The sequence below is a fragment of the Dyadobacter sp. genome, from assembly GCF_039919315.1.
Taxonomy (GTDB): Bacteria; Bacteroidota; Bacteroidia; order Cytophagales; family Spirosomataceae; genus Dyadobacter.
Window position 1 is genome coordinate 12,804 of sequence record NZ_JBDSFX010000072.1, and the last position, 22,911, is coordinate 35,714.

At 46.2% G+C, this 22,911-nt stretch carries 22 protein-coding genes; 15 read left to right on the forward strand and 7 right to left on the reverse strand.

Features of this window, described 5'->3' with window-relative positions; genetic code table 11:
- The first annotated feature begins 88 nt into the window (after positions 1 to 88).
- The 4 genes from ABIO93_RS19780 to ABIO93_RS19795 are packed head-to-tail and all read left to right on the forward strand — an operon-like array spanning position 89 to position 4,720.
- Positions 89 to 1,045: an ATP-binding cassette domain-containing protein gene (locus ABIO93_RS19780; RefSeq protein ID WP_348070801.1), complete on the forward strand. Its 957-nt coding sequence runs from the start codon at positions 89 to 91 to the stop codon at positions 1,043 to 1,045.
- A complete protein-coding gene (locus ABIO93_RS19785) occupies positions 1,045 to 2,622 on the forward strand; it encodes an ABC transporter permease/substrate-binding protein (protein ID WP_348070803.1) in 1,578 nt (525 codons plus the stop codon). The genes ABIO93_RS19780 and ABIO93_RS19785 overlap by 1 nt, the downstream gene beginning before the upstream one ends.
- A complete protein-coding gene (gene egtB / locus ABIO93_RS19790; RefSeq protein WP_348070805.1) occupies positions 2,603 to 3,760 on the forward strand; it encodes an ergothioneine biosynthesis protein EgtB in 1,158 nt (385 codons plus the stop codon). The genes ABIO93_RS19785 and egtB overlap by 20 nt, the downstream gene beginning before the upstream one ends.
- A gap of 15 nt (positions 3,761 to 3,775) precedes the next feature.
- Positions 3,776 to 4,720 carry an L-histidine N(alpha)-methyltransferase gene (locus tag ABIO93_RS19795; RefSeq protein WP_348070807.1) on the forward strand — a complete coding sequence of 315 codons (945 nt, stop codon included), beginning with the start codon at positions 3,776 to 3,778 and terminating at the stop codon, positions 4,718 to 4,720.
- Between the two features lie 2 nt (positions 4,721 to 4,722).
- Here ABIO93_RS19795 and ABIO93_RS19800 read toward each other — a convergent pair whose 3' ends face one another.
- From ABIO93_RS19800 to ABIO93_RS19810, 3 genes are read right to left on the reverse strand one after another with little or no spacing between them, the layout of a single operon-like run.
- Positions 4,723 to 5,361, reverse strand: coding sequence for a response regulator transcription factor (locus tag ABIO93_RS19800; RefSeq protein ID WP_348070809.1), 639 nt, complete (start codon positions 5,359 to 5,361; stop codon positions 4,723 to 4,725).
- A 2-nt stretch (positions 5,362 to 5,363) separates the two neighbouring features.
- Positions 5,364 to 7,256, reverse strand: coding sequence for a 7TM diverse intracellular signaling domain-containing protein (locus tag ABIO93_RS19805; RefSeq protein ID WP_348070810.1), 1,893 nt, complete (start codon positions 7,254 to 7,256; stop codon positions 5,364 to 5,366).
- A gap of 28 nt (positions 7,257 to 7,284) precedes the next feature.
- Positions 7,285 to 8,604, reverse strand: a complete 1,320-nt coding sequence (locus ABIO93_RS19810) for a glycosyltransferase (RefSeq protein WP_348070812.1) — start codon at positions 8,602 to 8,604, stop codon at positions 7,285 to 7,287.
- Positions 8,605 to 8,825: 221 nt separating this feature from the next.
- Here ABIO93_RS19810 and ABIO93_RS19815 point away from each other — a divergent pair, with 221 nt between their 5' ends.
- From ABIO93_RS19815 to ABIO93_RS19850, 8 genes are all read left to right on the forward strand, one after another.
- Positions 8,826 to 11,114, forward strand: a complete 2,289-nt coding sequence (locus ABIO93_RS19815; RefSeq protein WP_348070813.1) for a glycoside hydrolase family 95 protein — start codon at positions 8,826 to 8,828, stop codon at positions 11,112 to 11,114.
- A gap of 118 nt (positions 11,115 to 11,232) precedes the next feature.
- Complete coding sequence (locus ABIO93_RS19820) at positions 11,233 to 11,754, forward strand: DinB family protein (RefSeq protein WP_348070815.1); 522 nt, start codon at positions 11,233 to 11,235, stop codon at positions 11,752 to 11,754.
- A 187-nt stretch (positions 11,755 to 11,941) separates the two neighbouring features.
- The gene (locus tag ABIO93_RS19825; protein ID WP_348070817.1) at positions 11,942 to 12,544 is read left to right on the forward strand and encodes a hypothetical protein; all 603 of its coding nucleotides are present in this window, start codon (positions 11,942 to 11,944) and stop codon (positions 12,542 to 12,544) included.
- 154 nt (positions 12,545 to 12,698) lie between these two features.
- Positions 12,699 to 14,024, forward strand: a complete 1,326-nt coding sequence (locus tag ABIO93_RS19830; protein ID WP_348070819.1) for an MFS transporter — start codon at positions 12,699 to 12,701, stop codon at positions 14,022 to 14,024.
- A 29-nt stretch (positions 14,025 to 14,053) separates the two neighbouring features.
- Entirely contained in the window at positions 14,054 to 14,434 is a 381-nt protein-coding gene (locus tag ABIO93_RS19835) for a VOC family protein (RefSeq protein ID WP_348070821.1), read from the forward strand.
- Positions 14,435 to 14,469: 35 nt separating this feature from the next.
- Positions 14,470 to 14,964 (forward strand): DinB family protein, encoded by a 495-nt coding sequence (locus ABIO93_RS19840; RefSeq protein WP_348070823.1) that lies wholly within the window; start codon positions 14,470 to 14,472, stop codon positions 14,962 to 14,964.
- A gap of 35 nt (positions 14,965 to 14,999) precedes the next feature.
- Positions 15,000 to 15,572: a dihydrofolate reductase family protein gene (locus ABIO93_RS19845; RefSeq protein ID WP_348070825.1), complete on the forward strand. Its 573-nt coding sequence runs from the start codon at positions 15,000 to 15,002 to the stop codon at positions 15,570 to 15,572.
- A 44-nt stretch (positions 15,573 to 15,616) separates the two neighbouring features.
- Positions 15,617 to 16,039, forward strand: coding sequence for a secondary thiamine-phosphate synthase enzyme YjbQ (locus ABIO93_RS19850; RefSeq protein ID WP_348070827.1), 423 nt, complete (start codon positions 15,617 to 15,619; stop codon positions 16,037 to 16,039).
- Positions 16,040 to 16,058: 19 nt separating this feature from the next.
- Here the strand turns inward: ABIO93_RS19850 and ABIO93_RS19855 are convergent, their stop codons facing one another.
- Positions 16,059 to 18,089, reverse strand: coding sequence for a tetratricopeptide repeat-containing sensor histidine kinase (locus ABIO93_RS19855; RefSeq protein WP_348070829.1), 2,031 nt, complete (start codon positions 18,087 to 18,089; stop codon positions 16,059 to 16,061).
- Between the two features lie 6 nt (positions 18,090 to 18,095).
- A complete protein-coding gene (locus tag ABIO93_RS19860; protein WP_348070831.1) occupies positions 18,096 to 18,809 on the reverse strand; it encodes a LytTR family DNA-binding domain-containing protein in 714 nt (237 codons plus the stop codon).
- A gap of 176 nt (positions 18,810 to 18,985) precedes the next feature.
- Between ABIO93_RS19860 and ABIO93_RS19865 the strand changes: the two genes are divergently transcribed.
- Positions 18,986 to 19,831, forward strand: coding sequence for a hypothetical protein (locus ABIO93_RS19865; RefSeq protein ID WP_348070833.1), 846 nt, complete (start codon positions 18,986 to 18,988; stop codon positions 19,829 to 19,831).
- Between the two features lie 214 nt (positions 19,832 to 20,045).
- Here ABIO93_RS19865 and ABIO93_RS19870 read toward each other — a convergent pair whose 3' ends face one another.
- On the reverse strand, positions 20,046 to 20,588 hold the full coding sequence (locus ABIO93_RS19870; RefSeq protein WP_348070835.1) for a transposase: 543 nt from the start codon (positions 20,586 to 20,588) through the stop codon (positions 20,046 to 20,048).
- Positions 20,589 to 20,789: 201 nt separating this feature from the next.
- Between ABIO93_RS19870 and ABIO93_RS19875 the strand changes: the two genes are divergently transcribed.
- Both ABIO93_RS19875 and ABIO93_RS19880 read left to right on the forward strand, forming a co-directional pair.
- Entirely contained in the window at positions 20,790 to 21,248 is a 459-nt protein-coding gene (locus tag ABIO93_RS19875; RefSeq protein ID WP_348070837.1) for a hypothetical protein, read from the forward strand.
- A gap of 213 nt (positions 21,249 to 21,461) precedes the next feature.
- Positions 21,462 to 21,842: a DoxX family protein gene (locus ABIO93_RS19880; RefSeq protein WP_348070839.1), complete on the forward strand. Its 381-nt coding sequence runs from the start codon at positions 21,462 to 21,464 to the stop codon at positions 21,840 to 21,842.
- Between the two features lie 78 nt (positions 21,843 to 21,920).
- Here the strand turns inward: ABIO93_RS19880 and ABIO93_RS19885 are convergent, their stop codons facing one another.
- Entirely contained in the window at positions 21,921 to 22,904 is a 984-nt protein-coding gene (locus ABIO93_RS19885) for a helix-turn-helix domain-containing protein (protein ID WP_348070841.1), read from the reverse strand.
- Positions 22,905 to 22,911 lie beyond the last annotated feature (7 nt).

Sequence of the window (22,911 nt, forward strand, 5' to 3'; positions counted from 1 at the left end):
ATGGATCGAATTCGGCTTATTTTATGTACCAATAAAAGGTGCAGTTTACCACTGTATGTCCTGAACTTCCCAGCCGCGTCCTAAAATCATGATCATAGCCGACCAAATCAGCAAGCATTTTAATGATATCCAGGCGGTTAAAAGCATTTCATTTCAGGTAAAAGAAGGTGAAACCATGGTACTGCTCGGTACCAGCGGCTGCGGAAAGACCACCACCCTGAAAATGTTGAACCGGTTAATTGAAGCTACATCAGGCACGATTACCATTGACGGTAAAAATATTTTTCAGGAACAGCCGGAAATGCTGAGACGTACCATTGGCTACGTTTCGCAGAATAATGGCTTGTTCCCGCATTTCACAGTGGGTGAAAATTTGGCTATCGTCCCGAAACTGCTGGGATGGAACAGGGAAAGAATTTCACAAAGATCTGCCGAACTGCTCGATCAACTTAAATTACCTTTCTCTGAATTTGATCATAAATATCCTGACGAGCTCAGCGGCGGACAAAAGCAACGCGTGTCGCTGGCCAGGGCACTCATTTCCGATCCGCCGGTGTTGTTAATGGATGAACCTTTTGGAGCGTTGGATCCGGTCACCCGCTCGGGCGTGCGGAAGGAATTTAAGCAGTTGCCCGAATTGAAAAACAAGACCATTGTACTCGTGACGCACGATGTACAGGAGGCTTTTGAACTTGGAAACCAGGTCTGTTTAATGGATAAAGGCCAAATCTTACAAACCGGGACGCCTGAGGCATTGATATTTAAACCGGAGAATGATTTTACCAGATCGTTTTTTAAAGATCAGCGACTGCTGCTACAACTGAAATCACTCCGATTGAAAGTAATCTGGGAACAGCTTGCGGATGCTCAAAACGATTCCAAATCAGACATTACCAGTGAAGCGAGCCTTTGGGAAGCAATGGAAATATTATCCGAAAAGAAATTGCAGCAACTCATTGTGACCGATGCTGAACGGGACAGCCCCAAAATAGTCACATTGGCAGTGATTCAAGCTGCATTTAACCACATTCAAAATAGCCATTGATGGACGCGCAGCAAAGCTTGTGGGAGTTTATGATGCAACAGTCGGACAAGCTGTGGAGCCAGACGGTGTCGCACATTGGCCTTACCTGCATTTCCCTGCTTGTAGCCGTGATCATTGGTATGCCGCTGGGAATCTGGATTGCCCAACAGAAAAAAGCAGCCTGGTTGGTACTCGGCGTCGCGGGAATTTTACAGACCATACCGAGCATTGCATTACTCGGTTTTATGATTCCTTTACTCGGCATAGGAGCTCTTCCAGCCATCACCGCATTGTTTTTATACGCGCTGCTGCCCATTATCCGCAATACGTACACAGGCATTACGGGCGTGGATGCAGCGATTACCGAGTCGGCGCGGGGAATGGGGATGAGCCAATGGCAGATCCTTTTCAGCGTAGAACTGCCATTGGCCATGCCCGTCATTCTGGCTGGAATACGGACTGCAACGGTGATCAATGTGGGTGTGGCGACGCTGGCGGCTTACATTGCGGCAGGTGGGTTGGGTGAGTTTATTTTTGGAGGTATAGCGCTTAATAACACCAATATGATCCTCGCCGGGGCGATCCCGGCGGCGTTACTCGCCATTCTGCTGGACTTTTTGTTGTCATTAATCCAAAAAACCAATGTGAAACGCATGCGAAAAATGCCGGTAATACTAGCCGTCATTCTCCTGACATTATCCTCGTTTTACATTATACCAAATGCTTCGCAAAACATGCTTGGCGGTTTTACGCCTGAGTTTATGGGACGGGAAGACGGCTATCTTGGTCTAAAATCGCAGTACAAACTCAACATTCCGACAGTGGTGATCAGCGATGCGGTGATGTACAAGGCCGCTTTTGAGAAAAAACTGGACGTGATCAGCGGGTACAGCACCGATGGCCGGCTCAAAGCTTATAACCTGGTGACACTGGAAGACGACAAACACATTTTCCCGCCCTACTATGCTTCTCCATTGATCCGAAAAGAGGTTTTGGTCCAATATCCTGAGCTACAACCAGCGCTGGAACAGCTTTCCGGGAAGATCAATGACGCGGTGATGACGGAGCTGAATTATCGTGTGGATTATCTCAAACAGGTGCCGGAAAAGGTCGCCCATGATTTTTTGGTTGCCCAAAAACTTTATAAAAAACCACTCGGCGGGAACAAAGGAACAGTTCGCCTGGGTTCTAAAATATTTGCAGAACAATACATTCTGATCAACATGTACAAAGAGCTGATCGAGGGAAACACCGAACTGAAAGTGTTGACACGGACCGGCCTGGGCGGTACCAAAATATGCTTTGACGCATTGACCAATAATGAAATTGATATGTATCCGGAATACACCGGAACTGGTCTGCTGGTCATTCTTAAACCAACAAAAAAACAGCTTAATCAACTCTCAGGCGACTGTGACAAGGTTTTCGGTTTTGTAAAAAATGAGTTTTCGAAACAATACCAGCTTGAATGGCTTGAACCCATCGGCTTTAATAATGCTTATGCTTTAATGATGCGTAAAGAGCAGGCACAATCCTTGAACATTAAAACCATTTCCGATTTAAAACAATATTCATCTAATGAGAACCACCAGCATTAGGGAAGCTTATAACAGTGTTAGAAAATATTCCGAACATATTTGCGAACCGCTTGAAACAGAAGACTATGTCCCTCAACCTGTACCATTTGTAAGCCCCCCGAAATGGCACCTGGCACATTCTACGTGGTTTTTTGAGACATTTATATTAAAAAGTGCCATCGAAAACCACCAGGTTTTTGACCCGGATTTCAACTATTTGTTCAACAGCTATTATAACAATGTTGGCGAGCGCACCCTGCGCACGGACAGGGGAAATGTTACACGCCCGACGACCAAAGCTGTGTATGCATACCGTCAACATGTGGATGCGTGCATGAATGACCTGCTCGAAAATGAGCTGGATGATGCGACCTTGACATTGATAGAACTTGGCTTGCATCACGAGCAGCAACATCAGGAATTGCTGGTTACCGACATTAAATATATTCTGGGCCATAATCCATTGTTTCCGGTTTACAAAGCCGGTCATAATCTGGTGGATGCAACAAACAGGGAAACAGGTTGGCTTCAAATTCAGGAAGGTGTTTATGACATTGGTTTTGCCGGTGATGGCTTCTGTTTTGATAATGAGCTGGGGCGCCACAAGGTGTATCTGCATAATTTCGAAATTAGTAAGTCATTGGTTACCAATGAAGAATACATTGGTTTTATGAATTCCGCCGGCTACGAAGATTTCAATTTATGGCTCGATGAGGGCTGGTCATGGGTGAATGCTAACGCTGTTCAGTCGCCCATGTATTGGCATAAAATAAACGGGGAGTGGCACTATTATACCCTTGCTGGCCTCCAAAAGGTCAATCCGAAGGCAATATTGAGTCATGTTAATTTTTTCGAGGCGTCGGCTTTTGCACAATGGAAAGGAATGCGGCTGCCTACGGAAACGGAATGGGAAATTGCCTCTGTGAACCTGGATTGGGGCCAGCGCTGGGAATGGACCAACAGTGCTTACCTTCCCTACCCAGGATTTTCGAAAGCGGAAGGTGCTGTGGGTGAGTACAATGGCAAATTCATGATTAACCAAATGGTACTGCGGGGTGCTTCTGTGGCGACATCACCGGAGCACAGCCGGAGGACTTATCGTAATTTTTTTCACACACACGAACGTTGGCAGTACACCGGCATCAGGTTGGTGAAGTAACTTGATTTTATCATTATGTCAGACAATACTTTTGCAAAGGATGTTCACCGGGGACTTTCGGCACCTTTGAAACATATTTCTTCCAAATACTTTTACGACGATATCGGCAGCGGTATTTTTCAGGATATCATGAAAATGCCTGAGTACTACCCTACTGCCTGTGAATTCGAGATTCTATCATTGCAGGGCGAGCAGATCATTAAGCGGCTGCATTTTCAGGAACCGTTCAACATTGTCGAATTTGGTGCGGGCGATGGCATTAAGACGCGTCAGTTGCTCAAAAAGCTGGTTGATAGCGAAACTGATTTCTCCTATGTACCCATTGATATCTCCAAAAAGGCGATTGAAGAGTTGGAAGCGAATATGCTGCATCACTTGCCGGGATTAAAGATGAATTCGAAGATCGGCAACTATTTTTCGATGATTCAAGAACTGTCCGCGGCACATACGCCAAGCCTGTACCTGTTTCTGGGCGGCAACATTGGTAACTATGAATTGAATGAGGTCAATGGCCTGCTAACCCAATTCAATCAAAGCATGCGCCCCGGCGATAAGCTGCTGACTGGTTTTGATCTGCAAAAAAATCCGGCGACGATCCGTTGTGCTTACGACGACCCGAAAGGTATTACCAAGAAATTCAATATCAACCTATTACACCGGATTAACCGTGAACTGGGTGGTAATTTCAAGACTAATCAGTTTGACTTTTACTCTCATTACAACCCCATGAATGGTGAAGTGCGGAGCTATCTGGTGAGTCTGGTTCCCCAGAAAGTGCACATTCAGCGGATGGACAAATGTTACGATTTCCGGCAAAATGAGCTGATATGGACGGAGTTATCCAAAAAATATACGTTAACCGAGATTGAAACCACGGCGCATCATAATGGTTTTGAGGTCGTTGAACATTTCCTGGATTGCAAGCATTTCTTCACCGACAGCCTGTGGGAGAAAGTGTAATGTTACCTGACATTCCCTAGCGCAAACCGCAGCAGACTATTCTTGCCGGTCAGGTTCAGCTTCTTGGCAATGTTGGTCCGGTGATTAAAAACGGTCTTTTCGCTGATGAACAATTCGTCAGCGATCTCCTTACTGGACTTATATTCCGCTACCATTTTAATGATCTGGGTTTCGGCGGGCGTAAGCTGGCCCAACAGGTCGGTACTCACATGCTTATGGTTCGCTGTGGCCTTATTGAGCAAGTAGGAGGATATTTCAGGACTCAGATAAGAGTCCCCGTCCATGACTTTATAGATCGCATGAATAATGTCGGAAACTGCATTTTCTTTCAATACGTAACCTAAGACGCCAATTTCGAGGGATTTCATGAAAGGCGCTTTCTCTTTGTGCATCGTGAGCATGACTACCGGAAAGTCAGGCTTGATCTGCAATATCTTTTCCGCAGCTTCAAGGCCGCTCATTTTGGGCATATCAATGTCGAGAATGACGACGTCAAACGAATGTGTTTGGAAAGCCAGTAATGCTTCCTGCCCGTTTTGCGCACTTTTTGTTACCTTAAAATCCGGATCTGTTTCGATTACTTCTTTCAATCCCTTCAAAAAAATCGGATGATCGTCCGCCGTCAGTATTTTGATTTCCATGATCAGATTAATATTGTAAAGTTCAAAATGGTGCCATGTGGCTGATTACTGGTGATTTCCATGTGACCATTCAGGATATTAAGCCTCTCCCGCACGCCCAGAAGCCCGAAACCTCCTTTTCCCGGCGCTCGCTCCCGCATGCCTATCCCGTTGTCTTCAATGGTGATCATCAGCTGGGTTTGCGATTGCATGATCCGGATCCGCGCCTCGGTAGCTTCTGCATGCTTAACGATATTGTTAAAACATTCCTGAATGATGCGGAATACATTGATCTCGTTCGACTTAAATAGCAGATTATCGAACAGCTGAATGTCGGTGACTACATTCAGCGTACCCGATTCCATCACATCTTCCAGCAGGCTATTGACGGACTGAGTAATACCTAACAGATCGAGATGGAGCGGCCTCAGATTATAAGAAATGTTGCGCACCTCCTGAATGTTCTCCCCTACCATTTTTTCCAGATCGGCTACGTGCTTTTCCTTGGCCAATGGGATCTCTATGTCCCTTTTGAGCATTAGTACCTTGTTTTTGACCATTCCCAGGCTTTGTCCCAGACTGTCGTGCAGCTCAGCGGCTACTCTTTTTCTTTCACTTTCCTGTGATTCAATCAATTGGTGAGAGAACAACGTCGCTTGCGCCAATGCTTCCAGCTGGCTTTCTTCCTTTTCCCTTTTGTAAATATGCAGCTTCTTGGCTAATGCATAAGACAGAATAATGGCTTCCAATGCCGATCCCAGGATGTATGCATTCTCGGTAAACCAGTTCTGCGGGAGAATTGCCTGGTCCTTTAATGCATAGATGATGATTCCCACCGAAAGTATAAAAAAGCCAAACAGAAAAATCCTGGCTGGCTTAAAGCCACATCGAAGCGTCTCCTCAGACTGGATCCCCGGGACAAACATGAAAAACCTGGCCGGCCTGAATCCTTTCAGTACCACAACTGCGCTGCCAATCAAAATATACAGGATCACCAGGAGGGATATCACCCAAACGAGGATAAAGCCGGAAAGCATTTGCCCGTTCAAAGACATTACAATGCAAGTTGTGCAGAGCAAAAACAACACATTTTCGATCTTCCGCGAATGCCGGACACGCAGCCCGGTGTCCAAAAATGACCTGGTAAAAAGCAAGAGAAAAATACAGGCGACCGAACCAGTGAAATTGGAGTGATTGGCTTGCGGAAACCCGGGAACGACAAATTGAAGAAAATAGCCTTTGGTATAGGAGATATTCAAAGCAATGTTTAAAACGTAAAAGACGTAATACAGGTACGCACGCTCCCGCAACGAAATGAAAACGAACAAGTTATACAGAACCAGCGCCAGAATAAGGCCAAAATACATCCCGTTCCAGATATCTGTCGACTGGCTTTGCTCGAACAGATATGGCATCGTAGCTACTTCCAGCGGAGCCCTGAGCACCGAATTGCTACTGACCCGCAGGTAGTACACCTCCGTTTTCCCGATGGCCACATTCATCGGCAATATCATTTGCGTAGTCAGTATGGGCCTTTCCTCAAATGGCCTGGCAGAACTTATTTGCGAATGCACAAAACCTCCGCTGCCATACAACCTGTAAAGGTCAATCTCGGCCAGAAATGGTGCACCAATGTGCAGGAACCATTCCTTTCCCACATCGTTACGAACCTCAAACCTCACCCATATTGCCACATCCGAAGGCCCGAAGTTCAGTACTGGTTGCTCCATTTTCTTAAAATCCGCCGTACGTTTCACTACATCCTTGAAAGTCAGCGTGGCTGGTTTGTCCACCAGTATCAGCATGTCTTGGCTGAGATCATAAGCATGGTGTGCGTTTTTCAAAGCAATGGTACCTGCCTTTAATCCTAGCGAATTAACGAGCAGAAAAACAAGCAGGTAACAATACTTTGCCATTTTGAAACAAACTGATGAGGTAGGAAGATCAAAGATATTCAGAATATACGTCAGGGCCTTTGACTGGGATATCTAATTGTTCGTGAATGTAATGTTCGCAGAGCAGCAGCGGGTTATAGTTTCTAAATTCCGTGCTTAGTTTTTGCACATTATTACTGTAAAAACCGTTGGACAGTACTTTTTCAACACTGGTACGGATTTGTTCCGGGCTCGGAAATTCTGTTTTGAGATCGATTCCAAGTTCGAAATATCCTACCCTCGCATTGATTTCATTTTTCCCTTCGTGGATACCGGCCACAACCAGCGGCAGCCTGTTCTCAATACCCAGCATCACTCCTCCGTAGCCTCCGTTGGTGACGTACACGTGGCAATGTGGCATAATGTCGTTAAAAGGTATAAAGTCGCGGATCACGATATTATCCTCAGGAAATCTCTTTTGGAGCTGGGCAGTTTGTGAGCCACCGGTAGTCGCGATGACGAGATACCGGCTATTTTTGAATGCTTCCAATGTAGGCACGATGATTTTTTCCGGGTCTTTTTCCAATGTGCCCTGCGTTACCAGGATCACTTTCTCATAGGCGTTCAGTTTGTCGCCCAGGTCGGGAAGTTGCATTGCCTTTCCAGCGTGCGGAAGTAATGCGCCTACGTACCTGACATGCGCACTCAGATCGCTCCGCTTGTATTCAAATCCCGGTGTTCCGCTTTGTAGCAGCAGGTCAGACTTGTGTCCTAAGATATCGAAAATATTGCCTTTGACTGGCCCAATGCCATATTCTTTAAACATTTCCTTAAAGATCACAGCAGACTCTCTGAACAAAACATGATCGGCAAACGCCCGGAGGAAGTCTTGCTTTATTCTCCCCAAAAAAGTGTCAGAAGGCACCATTCCCAGACCTGCCGGAGGAAGATCCCGTGATTTCTCTGTCAAAGGGAACACACCGACAGCGATTACCTTTTTGTGCAAAAGGTCTTTTACAAAAGGGATAGCCGTAAAAGCAACATCCGAGATCATCAGATCGAATGGCCAGGTTTCATTGATTTCCTGGATATCTTCGAAAAATTCCGGGGCCCTTAAAACAAAGGAATTTTTGATATCCAGCTGCAATTTTTTGATCTGGCTTTTGGCTTTGACGCGCTCAGGGAATACTTCATTCACGCTATGTTGATTGTATTCCAATGCTTTCTTAAATGAATAAAATGGAATGTCCAGTTTTTGGACTTTTGTCTGGTAAAAGTTGCTTGAATACCACCTTACGTCGTGGCCCAGCGATTTGAGATGCATGGCGAGGCCGGTGAGCGGATTGAAATGACCGTCAAACGGTATGTTTGCAAAAAGAATTCTTTTCATGGCTAATGATTTTTTGAATGTAAACTGCTAATGATTTTAAATCCCTGAATCGTTACCGACGCATTGAACGCTACAAAATTAGAGGTACAAAAGGCGGCCATGAATAGGATTTGGTGCTCATTTTAATAGGTAGTACTGCTCATATCCGGCGTTTTATGAATGGCTGTACGGGCAGACTTTGGAAAAGCACGTCAGAATTTCTGTACGCAATACTTAATGCTATGAAACACATTCGCTCTATTACCTGCCTGCTGTTGGTTATTTCTTCCGCCGTTTTCGGCCAGGCTGACCAAAAATTATGGTATCAAAAACCTTCCGGCCAATGGGAAGACGCGCTGCCTGTGGGCAATGGCACGTTGGGCGCCATGATCTACGGAGGCGTTGCTACCGAGCAGATCCAGTTCAACGAGGAAACATTATGGACCGGTGAGCCAAGGAGTTACGCTCACAAAGGTGCCTACCAGTATCTGGACGAAATGCGCTCATTGCTCAATAATGGCAAGCAAAAGGAAGCTGAAAACCTGGCTACCGAACAGTTTATGGGCGCACCGATGCGACAAATGGCTTACCAGGCTTTTGGCGATCTATACATTGATTTTCCAGGACATACCCATTACAAGGATTATAAAAGAGAATTGGACCTAAAAACCGGACTGGCCAAAGTGACCTACAACGCGGATGGCATTGATTACTCACGCGAAGTTTTTGCAAGTTTTCCCGCCAAAGCGATTTTCATCAAATTAACGGGCAGCAAGGCCGGAAAACTGGGATTCGCTGTTCGTACGGATGCATTGCATACCGCCAAAAAGATCTCAGGAACTGGTAATGAGCTGATGCTGGAAGTGAATGTCGAGAAGGGTGTGCTGGCAGGTGTGGCACGGGTTAAGGTTATTACCGATGGAAAGCTAACCCAGCTTAATGGTAAGATCTCTGTTGAAAACGCCTCACAGGCGACTATTGTGCTGACCGCTGCAACCAATTTTGTAAACTATCATCAGGTTGACGGCAATCCTTCCGAAAAAACAGCTCAGATTCTAAAAAGCATTCCCGCCTACGACCTGGCAAAAAAGGCACATTTGGCTGATTACCAAACATTATACAACCGTTTCCAGCTAGATCTCCCTTCCAAAACCCAGTCCTCGCTACCTACCAACGAGCGACTGATCAGGTTTAAAGACCAACCGGATGATCCTTCCCTGCTCGCATTGTACGTACAATATGCCCGCTACCTGCTGATTTCCAGCAGCCGGAAAGGTACCCAGCCAGCCAATTTGCAGGGTATCTGGAACCATAAGCTCAATCCTTCATGGGACAGCAAGTACACGGTCAACATTAACACTGAAATGAATTACTGGCCGGTGGCGATGACCAACCTCAGTGAATGTCACGAGCCATTGTTTTCAATGATCAAAGAAGTATCGCAAACCGGCAGTGAGGTTGCAAAGGAACATTATAATGCAAATGGCTGGGTCTTGCACCACAACACGGATATCTGGCGCGGCGCGGCCCCGATCAATGCTTCGGATCATGGGATATGGGTAACCGGCGGTGCCTGGCTCAGCCTGCATCTTTGGGAACATTACCGCTTTACGCAAGATAAAGAATTCCTGAAAAACACCGCTTACCCGCTTATGAAAGGCGCAGCCATATTCTTTTTGGATTTCCTAGTGAAAGATCCGGTTTCCGGAAAATTGATCAGTTCTCCCTCTAATTCCCCTGAAAATGGCGGACTCGTGGCCGGGCCCACCATGGACCACCAGATCATCCGCGGGCTTTTCCGCGCCTGCATTGCCACGTCGGAAGTACTGAAAACGGACCAGGAATTTGCTTCAAAACTCACCAAAACATTGGAACAAATAGCCCCTAACCACATTGGAAAATATGGCCAATTACAGGAATGGATGACCGACCTTGACGATTCTGCAAGTCATCACCGCCACGTTTCCCACCTGTGGGGCGTGTACCCGGGTGAAGAAATCACGCCTTCTCAGACGCCGGACCTGATCCAGGCTGCCAAAAAATCCCTGCAATTTCGGGGTGATGATGGTACGGGATGGAGCCTAGCGTGGAAAATCAACTACTGGGCCCGGTTTCTGGATGCCGAGCATGCCTACACCATGATCCGCAAACTGTTTTATCCGGTGATCGATGCAGCTCAGAAAAAAGGCGGCGGAGGCTCCTACCCTAATCTTTTCGACGCGCACCCGCCCTTCCAGATCGACGGAAACTTTGGTGGGGCCGCCGGGATCCTGGAATTGCTGGTGCAGAGTCACCTGGGAGAGCTGCATTTGCTTCCTGCCTTGCCCGCCAGCTTACCAGACGGAAAAATTGCCGGTCTTTGCGCAAGAGGCGGATTTGAACTAACCATGGAATGGAAGCAAGGCAAACTGGGCAACATTCAAATCCTCTCCAAAACCGGCAACACATGTAAGGTAAGATACGGTGACAAAGTCGTCACGTTTGCCACTGAGAAGGGGAAAGTGTATAAGCTTGGGCCGAAATTGGAGTAGGCATTCGGTGGTCGAAGTAAAAAATTTCACGTGTCGAAAAACCTGCTGACATACTGCTGTCACTGGGAGGTGTTTAGTTTGTAATGTTATCAAACTTTAAACAACAAAAACCTTTGACATGGAAACTAAAAACATTCAGAACAGCGAAATCGACGTTATTGCGGGCATTATCCCATCCGATGCATTACTGGAACATTGGCAGGGGCATCGCCGCCTTACCCGCAAGGTTATTGAGGCATTTCCTGAGGATAAACTTTATGATCATTCGATTGGCGGCATGCGCACTTTCGCCCAACTGGCTATGGAAATGATCGGTTTGGCGGCTCCCGGAATCCGTGGGATCGCGTACGGCGAATGGACTTTCAGCGAGCCGGTACTGGATAGCAGCACACCGCCGCCCCCTACCAAAGCAGAGATATTGCAGCTCTGGGACCTGGTAACCGAATACATCGACCACCTGTGGCCGCAAGTACCAGAAGGCCGTTTCCAAGAAGTGGAGGCTGCTTTTGGTCAATATGAAAATACCATCTATGGCACCATACTATATCTGATTGACAACGAGGTCCACCACCGCGCACAGGGATTTGTGTACCTGCGATCACTGGGCATACAACCTCCTTTCTTCTGGGCGCGAGACTAAGCAATACTATTAGCCATGAGCATAATCATCCCCGACTGAAGAAATACATCACACCAAGTGACGGCGTAATTTCTTCGGTTGGGGGATATATGCATTAAAAAAGGCCAATTCTTTGTGGAATAATTTTAATAACTATCTTAGTAAGAGTGTAACATTGAAATTATTTATCAATCACAAGAAGCCACACATGAAAATCGCAAGCCTGATATCCGCTGCTACTATGTTTATAACCATAGGGACAGCACATTGCATTGCCCAGGTCAGAAACCAGCCAGCACCCACCGGACAAATAGCCAGACCTTCATCCGGGCAGCCAAGCCGTCCTTTTGCAGGTCATCAGCCGAAACCGACCGGACAGATAGCGCCTGCCGGAAGTGTACAGATCACAGGTGCGCCAGTCAATACGCAGCCAGCCCAACCCACACAGGCCGGCCAGGTACCAAAAGTGAATACCAATCAGGATCCCCGAACATTCCCTGAGCGATATCAGCCGAGTGCTACCACCCAGCCCCAGGTTCTTTCCAACCTGGAAACGCAGGTTATCCAGCAGCAACAGCAGAATCCGGCCGGTACCACTAGTACTACTCAAAGCTCAACCGTAATGCCGGCAGAGCAAAATGGCACTACCACCACGACAACGCAACAAAATAGTCCAAACCAACAAGTTGCGCCAGTACAACAAACTACAACCGTTCCGCCACCGACAGCGCAAAAATCACCGTCGCAGATACAATCCATGAAGCCACAAAGTGCTGTACCGGCTGCGAGGAAACGGGTGGATCCCCAATAATACCTTCATGGCTTTTTGCCCGGCTGCCTTTTATTGGCACAACTCCACCCTTAAATTGTCCTATACTGCCGCCTAATGTAAAGGCAGTAGCTGGTAATTTTGTATATCGGGATTGGAAATTGTCTCAATTTCAGCATGTAACCGAAAGAAAGCCATGAAAACGTTTTATGCCATACTGGCAAATTCCCTAGCTGCTTCGCTAACCAACAATTCTGTTTGGTTTGCAGTGACTTTCTGGGTCTATCTTCAAACAAAATCAGTGCTGGCAACTTCTGTCATGGCCGGGGTATACCTGGCTACGGTTGCCATTTCAGGATTTTTCCTGGGCTCGCTGGTTGATCGCTACAAAAAGAAAACCTCCATGATGCTTTCGGGCGTTGTGACATTGGTACTTTATATACTGGCGTTAATAATTTACCTGACGACCCCGACGGATACATTTAATGATGATTCCAGCATTTATCTGTGGCTGTTTATTACGCTTTGCCTGTTTGGTGCGATTGCCGGTAATATCCGTGCCATAGCACTTTCGACGGTCGTCACCATTTTGATTCCAGAGGATACGAGGGACAAGGCAAATGGTATGGTGGGAACTGTCAATGGTGTCTCCTTTTTAGTCGCGTCGATTTTCAGCGGGCTCGTAATCGGATTTATGGGTATACTCTGGATGCTTGTGCTGGCGATCGGCCTCACAGTGCTGGTACTGATCCATTTAACCACTATTTCTATTCACGAGGAAGGCGTTGTTCACACGGACTCGCATATGGAAAGTATCGATATCCGGGGAACAATCGCTGCTGTCGGGTTGGTACCGGGGCTCTTCGGGTTGATCTTTTTTAACACCTTCAACAACTTCCTCGGAGGCGTATTTATGTCCCTGATGGATGCCTACGGCCTATCTATGGTTTCGGTACAAACCTGGGGCTTGCTTTGGGGAGTACTGAGCCTCGGCTTTATCGTGGGTGGACTCATCGTTGCTAAAAAGGGACTAGGCAAGAAACCGCTGAGAACATTGTTCCTCGCCAACATCGCGATGTGGATAGTTTGTATCATTTTCCCCGTGCAGGCTTCCATCATACTACTGGGTACAGGGATGTTCGTCTACCTCTGTCTGATACCTGTGGTAGAAGCAACCGAGCAAACTATTCTTCAAAAAGTGATCCCTCCTGACCGTCAGGGCCGTGTTTTTGGTTTTGCGCAAAGCATTGAGCAAGCTGCTTCGCCGCTCACAGCATTTATGATCGGACCTATCGCCAAGTACATATTTATTCCTTTCATGACCACAGGCAAAGGAGCCGGGCTCATCGGTTCATGGTTTGGTACCGGAACTGACCGAGGATTGGCACTTTTATTTATGGTCACCGGAGTAGTCGGTTTAATTGTCACGCTGATCGCCATGCAATCAGCAGCCTATCGTCAGCTTTCGCTGGTTTATAAAAAGCCTGAAACAGCTTATGATACAGAAACCGCATTGAGATAATTATTCACAACAAACTAAAAATCAACATCATGTTTAGAAAAACCAAAGCATTCAGCGGATTTTCGGTAGATAACCTAGCCAAAGCCAAACAGTTTTACGGAGAGACACTCAACCTGGAAGTTTCAGAGGTAGCGGAAATGCCTTTGCTGAAACTGCATATTTATGGAGGCTACGAGATCGTTGTTTATGAAAAACCCAATCACCAGCCAGCCACATTTACCGTTCTCAATTTTCCGGTTTCCGACATCGACGAAGCCGTTAAAACATTAAAAGAGCGAGGCGTAAAGTTCGAAAGCTACGACTACCCGGGACTAAAAACCGACGAAGACAACATTTCAAGAGGTGAAGGGCCAAAAGTGGCATGGTTTACCGATCCGGCAGGAAATATCCTTTCAGTGATGCAAGAGTAATGTTTTTATACACTAGTCAATAAACCAAAAGCCAAATGGAAAATCTAAAAAGCAGCAAGTTGTACGCGATCATTTCATTATATGATATGCAAACGACCTATTTCAGAAATGTTCTTGACGGAATCTCAGATGATGACACCCATAATCGTCTTGATACCAAAGCAAATCACATTGCATGGCTGTCGGGTAGCCTAGTTGAACAGCGCTATGAGCTAGCCAGGGAATTGGGCCTGGATCAAAAACAAACATCTTCGGATCTTTTTAAGGACAATAAGGGAATTCAGGAAGATGTGAAATATCCTTCGCTGGATGTTTTCAGACAAGACTGGGATGCCATCAGCCCAATATTGAAAGAAGCATTGCTCAATTTGACAGACGAAAATCTGGAAAAACTCATTCATATGGGACCCGATATGACCTTTCCACTTTACGATCTAATCACTTTCATCAGCTACCGCGAGGCAAACGTGATCGGGCAGATAGCACTATGGAGAAGGCTGCTCAACTATCCCGCCATGAAATATATGTAATGCATTAACCTCTTTAAAATCAATCTGATCAAGTGATGCAAAAAGTGATTCTGGACATTACTATGTCCCTGGACGGCTATATTGCTGGCCGGGACATATCGCCGCAAACTCCGCTCGGTGTCCGTGGTGAACGGTTACATGACTGGCTCTTCAAAGGCAAAACACCCGCAGATGAGAAAATTCTGAATGAAATGGTAAGCAGCTCCGGGTCGGTGATCACCGGTGGGCGTACCTATACAACTGCCATTCCAGATGCGTGGGGAAGTGCCACACCGTTCGAGGTACCTGCATTTGTCCTGATCAGAGAGGTGCCCGAGCTGGCGGTACCCGGATTTACCTACATCACTACCGGGCCTGAGGATGCATTAAAAGAAGCAAGAAAAGCAGCCGCCGACAAGAATGTTTGGATCATGGGCGGTGCGGATACAATTCGGCAATACCTGAGTAAAGGGCTGGCAGACGAATTGCATATCCACATTGCCCATGTGTTGCTTAACGGTGGTACCAGGCTGTTTGAAACAATCAGTGAAGAACACATTGAACTGGAAAAATATAACCTGATAGAATCTCCCGCGGCTACACATATTTATTTTCGGGTGTTAAAATAGGTGGATTTGTGTTTTCTTGCGGTGCAAAACAGGGCAAGTTCAAAATGAAAATATTTCAGCAAAGCATTCAACTGAGAGAGAAAAGGAGAGGTTTTCACCTCATTACCGGTGAAGTTTTGTATGCACTACCTCAGATTTCAGAAATCAAGGTCGGTATATGTCAGGTTTTCATTCAGCACACTTCCGCTTCATTGACTATCAATGAAAATGCCGATCCAACGGTCAGGAAGGATTTTGAAATGTATTTTAATAAGTCAGTGCCTGAAAATGATCCTGACTATGAGCACGACTACGAAGGTTCCGACGATATGCCTGCACATTTAAAGGCCTCTCTCCTTGGCAGTTCCGTGATGATACCGATTCGAAATGGCAAGTTTGCACTAGGCATTTGGCAGGGGATTTATCTGTGCGAACACCGTGATCACGGCGGGACAAGAAACCTGGTAGTAACTGCCTGGGGAAATTGAATAAATTGAGCAGAACTAATTAGCTAATAGTAACAAATGCCAGCCTGAAAACCATACCCTGATCCAAATTGGGCGTAACGGAAATCTGGCACGAAATAGCTTTTGCAAGGTCTCTGATCAAATGCAGACCAAGGCCCGACTTGATCCCGATAGAAACCTGATCCGAGTAGAGCGCTTCGAGCTGTGCTTCGGAAGCACCAGGGCCATTATCCATGATCGCCAGTACGATTGACCCATTTTCTTCCCGCGCCTCCCATCGAATTTGCGCATCCGTCGTTTGCCTCAATGCTTTCACGGCATTGTGTGTAAGGTTTTGCATGATGGTTTTCAGGTAATCCTCATCCGTCACCACGACCAGCGACGAAGGATTTTCAAAACTGAAACTAACACCGGACGTTCCAGAGAAAAATCTCTCAATGTAATTAAAAAGCTCACTGACAGCCACCGGTCTGGCTTGCGGCTTAAATTGCTGCATCTGGCTTTTGCTCCAAAGCAACATGGATTCCATCGTTTCCAGTAAACCCTCCGCCGATCCGGTGATGCGCTTCTCATGAGCGTCCGCCATTTCCGGCGTCATCAGGTCAGGAGCTTCCCTTTGTAAATGCAGGAAGTTGACCAGATTAGCCACCGGACTTCTCAGGTCATGGCTCAGGATAGCAAAGAACCGCGCTTTCACCTGATTAGCCTCATCCAGCTCGCTGTTTAGGTGAAGCAGCTTGATATTACTTCGCTTCCGCATCCTGCTTTGCCAGTAAAGTAACCCTCCAATGGTCGCCAACATTGCCAGACCAATGATCAAACCGATCTGTTGGTTTTTCTGCGTTCGCAATGCAAGTTTATTAATCTGAATTTCCTTATCCCGCAACGCGATCTCCCTTTCGCCTTCCAGACCTGCGATCTGGTTTTTGCTTTCCTGAGAAAACAATGAATCCTGCACCGTCTGATAGTCTCTGAAATTGAGATAAGCATTTTTGTAGTCTCCTTTAAGCGCCTGCAATTCGGCCAATATGCCGGTATAATATGCCCGGTTGCTAATGTCACCACTTTCATCGCTGATCCTCACAGCCTTTTTCAGGTATTTTTCAGCCTCTGCCAGAAGGTAGGGTTTGGAATAGCCCGGAAGGGAAAGCGTATCATCACGGTACATATCCAGATACGCAGACCCCAGATTACCAGTATTGGTCACTGCCTTCGTGTCGGAAGGATTTATCTCATTCCAGAGTTTTTCAGCCATTAAACCATACTCGATTTTTTTACGATAATCGGTTCCCAGCAAGATCGCGAAATTGGAATAGGTTTTGGCCAGTCCCTCATTATTTCCGGCATCGTTGTACAACGTAATCGCTTTTTGGTAGTAGGCTTTCGCTTTGGCGGGCTCTTGCATTTCCATATAAATGCCGGCAATACTGCTAAATGAGTTGGCTACCTCCTGCGACGTCCTGCTGACATCTGTATCCGGCAACTTTTCACGTATGCGCAGGCTCCTAAAAGCGTAATCCAGTGCCTTGGGGTAATTTTTTTGTGTAAAATAGATCTGCGCCACATTGTCGTAACCCACCCCCACCATATACTTATCGTCCAGTTTATCGGCCTCTTTCAACCCTTGCAGATAGTATTGTATCGCTTTGGGATAGTTGGCTGTTAAATTTTGCTCGGCGGCACCCATATTGTTCAGCGTGGACGCCATGTTCCGGGTATCACCGTCCTTCCTGTGAAAAGCCAGTGCGAGCTGATTATGGTACATACAAGAATCATAATTGCCCAGACTACTGAACCCACGTGCTATAACTGAATTAAAAACACCAATTCCCTTATTCCACTTCATTCGCGTAGTATGGCTCAGAGCCTGTCTGCCAAAAAAAAGTGCCTTTTTGGCATCTACAAGGAAGTATTCATTGATGATTCTGTTGTAAAGCCTGGCTTTCAGGGTATCGTTCGTGACTTTGGGAAGCTCAGTTACCAGTGAATCAATAAGCTCCTGCCCCTGCTTTTGAGCAAAAGTGGGAATACTAATGGAAAGCAAAACAAAAATCACAAACCGCAGAGTCATAACGGTCTATTTTAAATTGATCAAAACATCCTTGAAACTACGGCCTACCGGTAATGAATAATCGCGCACAAACACCTGCTGCGGGGTAACCTTATCGATAAAATGGCGCTGAACCGCGTAGCTGCGGTGAATGCGCAAAAATGACTGAAATGCAGTGTTAAGTAGCAAATTTCCAATGGAAGAGAGCACGCTATACTTTTTGGTTGTGGTAACTATGCGCGTGTAATCCTTTAATGCTTCGAGATAAACAATGTCGTGCAAGTTCAACTTAATTTGCTGATGACCGTCTTTGATAAAGACAGTATTGTCACTTCCCAGGCTGTATTCAAACAATTCTGCCTTCCGTTTCAACTCAAAATAATGTTGCAGACGGTTCATACTATGCTCGAAACGCTCGGCTTTTATGGGTTTTACCAAAAAATCAAAAGCCTCCATTTCAAAACTTTCCGCAGCATAATCAGGATAAGCTGTGATAAAAATGCAGGCGGGAACATGCATCATACCGGCCCTGAATTCGAGACCGGTAACCTCCGGCATATCAATGTCACTGAGCAGAACATCGACGCTGCCATCTTGCAATGCGTCCGCCGCCTCTTTCGCTGATGAGAAAACACCCTTAATGTCCAGAAACGGATATTTTCGTGCATACATCAATGTCGTCAAACGATCAATTTCATCATCGTCGATAATAATGCAGCTGTAAACGGCCGGTCCGGTCATGGTTTGAAAAGGGTCATTGATAGGTAGTCAAATTTAAGGCACTTTCTGATAAAACAATGTGCATACCGCCCCGATTTAGTTGCTGGTCTATTTAAAATGTCGTTCGTCTATCGTCGGTTGCCTGGCCAGAAGGTCCTGAATAGTTTTGAAACAACAACGACCATTCCAATCTAGCAATGAAAAAAATCATCGCCTTCGTCTTACTATTCGGCTTTTTTAGCTGTTCCAAATCTGAAAACGAGCCCGATCCGTCGGGTACCGATAAAGATCCCGATCCCATCACTACCACGCCCGGAAAAGGAGAAGCCGGGGTAGTCGGGACGGAAGGTATCGAAGCCTGGGAAAAGCTTTCGGTATCTGAACGAGACCGCATTAAGGGCTGGAATACGATATTCATGCACCAGTCCGTCGGTGCAGACTTGGAAGATGGTGCCTCCGCGAATGGTTTCCGTTTCGAATATTTCGACCTGACTGAAAAACCTGACAAGGGATTGAGCGGCAATGTGTTCAGTGCTTCCAACGGTATGCCGTTTGAAAAAATAGCTGAGTTCAAAAAGCATGTGCTGACCCATAAAAGTATTGTCAAGATCGCCATTTTCAAGTTTGGCTATGCCGACATTCGTGACGATAATATGGAAGAAGTAAAAACGGCTTATAAACAAGTGATCGACGATCTGCGGGCACAGGTACCGGGTATCCGTTTCGTGCATGTGACACCTCCTCTCATTTACATTGCCACAAAGGACGAGGGTAATGCTGCCAAAATGAAGGTCGCGCAATGGATGAAAGACACATTCCGGGACAAGGACGTCATTTTCGATCTCGAACAAATTGAGTCGAACAATGGAAGTTGCAAACTCGGCGCCGTCTGGCGGATCTGCGACGAGTACCGCTCCACTGCGGCCTGCCCAAGCAAAGGCCAGGGCGTGGATGCACCCGAAGGACAAGGTCATTTATGCGAAAAAGCCGCGACGCGGATTAGTAAGGCATTTTTATTGAGTATTTATAATGCTGGTAAATGATGGAAATGCGGGCGGTCGGAGACCGCCTTTCACTCGGACGTAGTCGGACCGCTGGCGGTCTTAGACTACGCCCAACTCTTTTACCGTTAGTGGTCTCTGAGCGCTGTATTCAGAACGTTAGCGATCCGAATACGTCAAGAAAGTTGGGCGTAGACTCGGTCCGCCCGGCGGCCCGGTACGTCCGAGCGACCGCGGTCTCCGACCGCAAAACCACCTACATCAAATCAATTTCCATCAAATTATTTTCATTTGCATAATTCCGAGCACTGGAATACAAGTAATCTTCCGGCTTCTCAACCCATCCTGCCCTAACCGGATTAGCATGAATATAATTAAACTTTTGCTCAATGAATTTCTTTGAATACAATTCAACCGGATGATTTTCGTGGGTCCAAAATTGGTGACAACTATTACGAACGTTTCGCATGGCAGCAAACTCGAAGCGCTTCAACATCCAGTATTGCCTACTTTCTGGTTCATTTTGTATAGCTTCAATAATTGTGCGTCCCGTAAATTTTTTAAACTCTCTTATTACCACGGATAGATTGTCGTTGCTTGCTCTCCATATCACGTGAACATGATTCGTCATAATAACATAAGCATATATTTCCAAGCCCATTTTACTTCTGCAGAACTTCATGCTGTCAATAACAATGTCACGATAAATCTTTCTTGAAAAAATATCGACCCAATCAATCACCTGAAATGTCAAGTAATGGGGTGCTGATTGGTCTTGGATGGTGTAGCTCTGACTCATGTTTTAATATTGAGACGGCTGGTGTTGCTATTGGTCACATGTCGGGCGGTCGGAGACCGCCTTTCACTCGGACGTAGTCAAACCGCTGGCGGTCTTAGACTACGCCCAACTTTTGTTTTATCGCTGGCGGTCCATAATACGGTGATGCTCTGCTTCTACCTGCTCTTGCTTCACTCTACCTATGGCTACCAAAACCCCCGATTGTCACAATCCCCCCCTTTTTCTGTCGCAAATCGCATCCATTTTATTGAATTTATCCTGCAAAGTTTGTTGCACGGAAAATGTCCGCTGGTCAGTGATCGCGGACGTTATTTTCAGTCTGTTGAGCAATGCGTTGATATCATTCATTGGAGAGCCGAATCAAGATCGAGACCTGATCATAACGATAGCGACATGGTAGAAGTTTTTAAAACAAATGTGCAGCAATACGTTCAAGCCAAACTCCTGATCGATCAGATTCACAGGTTATTTGACGGGTATGCTGCCAGCTTTGACCTGGAAGACTGCGACAAAGTACTTCGCGTTCGGAGTGACAGCCCTGATATCCGCTCGGCCTGCCTGATCAGGCTATTACAGGATTTCGGTTTTGCCGCTGAAATCATGAATGATATCACTCCCCGACGCAAGCGCACTTCATTGAGGCTAGTCAAGTACCAGTAGTTCAATTGTTTTTAGGTATAAAATAGAAAAAATAAAAAAAACGCCCGAATAGTTTGCGCAACCGAACAGTTTCGCTTAATTTTGAAACCATTCGGTTGCGCATTAGTCGAATAGATGTAAAAAAATGTCTCGCAACCAACAACTTTACCATTGTCCGGCAGGATATCTATTAGCCATGTCTGCCATTTTTTAATTTCTTAAAAACTTTTTATCATGAAAAAAACAAACATCATCTATTGGGTTTTTACCGGTCTCCTGGCCGTGTTATTGGGAATCGGGTCGGTTTTTGATGCGATTTCGGCTCCTGAGGCAGTCGAGCACATTACAAGGATCGGTTACCCCGTGTACCTGGTGCCGTTTCTTGGGATCGCTAAACTCCTGGGTATCATCGCCATACTGATCCCCGGCTACCCCAGACTGAAAGAGTGGGCGTACGCAGGGCTGGCTTACGATCTGATCGGGGCAATATATTCGCATTTTGCGTCTGGGGACGCGCCTAAAATGTGGGCACCCCTTTTTGTGGGGCTGGCAATCATCGCCGTCTCCTACATTTATCATCACAAAAGGAGATCAGAACTCTCCTATTCCGCGTGACATTTTATACTTCGAAACCAGGTAGAACAAGCAAGAGCCTCTTAAAGCTTTGGAACTAATCCAGAGCTTTAATGCTTTTTAAGCGCTCATGGCACTTTTATTGTATTTATTCCGGTATTCCACAGGCGAGAGCCCGGTGATTTTTTTGAATGTACTGCGAAAAGCTTTGGTATCCGTATAACCCACCTCGTACATCAGTTCCGTGACATTTTTCCGGCTTACCTCGAAGCTCTTCTTGGCAGCCTCTATTTTCACGCGTTGAATGTATTCGATCACAGAATTGGAAGTCGCTTTTTTGAACCTTCGCTCAAAACTCCTGCGCCCAACGGCAAACATTTCTGACAACTGATCGACCGTTATCCGGTCTTGAAAGCGCTTCTCAATAAATTCCTGCGCTTTTCTGACAGTATCATCTTCATGCCCTTTCTGACCGGTGAACATGATGAAGGGCGATTGCGAATTGCGGTCAATTTCGATCATAAAAAACTTGGTGGTATAGATCGCCATTTCACGGTCTACATATTTTTCCACGAGGTACACGAGCAGGTTCCAGAAAGAATTGGCTCCTCCACTGGTATACACGCCATTTTCATCGGTGATGATGCGGTCGTCCATGAGATTGATATCCGGGAACATTCTCCTGAAATCTCCCGCTGACATCCAGTGTGTAGTGCAGTTTTTTCCGTTTAAAATACCCGTTGCAGCCAGTAAAAAAGCCCCTACACAAAGACTTGCTACTTCCGCGCCTGCATCATGCTGTTTGATAATCCATGGAAAGAATTCCTTGTTCATCTCAATGACGCTATCTCTGTCGCCATTCACCGCAGGAATGATTACAAGATCCGTTTTTTCAATGTTGTGAATAGTAGCGTCGGGCGTTACGCCAAAGACACCACTGTATTTTTGAATTTCCGAAGATAGACCTACCAATTGTATTTTGAAGGCAGGTTCTTTTCCCATGGCGGTCAGAAAATCGTTGACGAAGGAAAAGAATTTAAAAGGCCCTTCAATGGTTCCCAGCGCGGCGTCACCTTTTGGAACAAGAACTGATATGTGCTTCATAAATCAA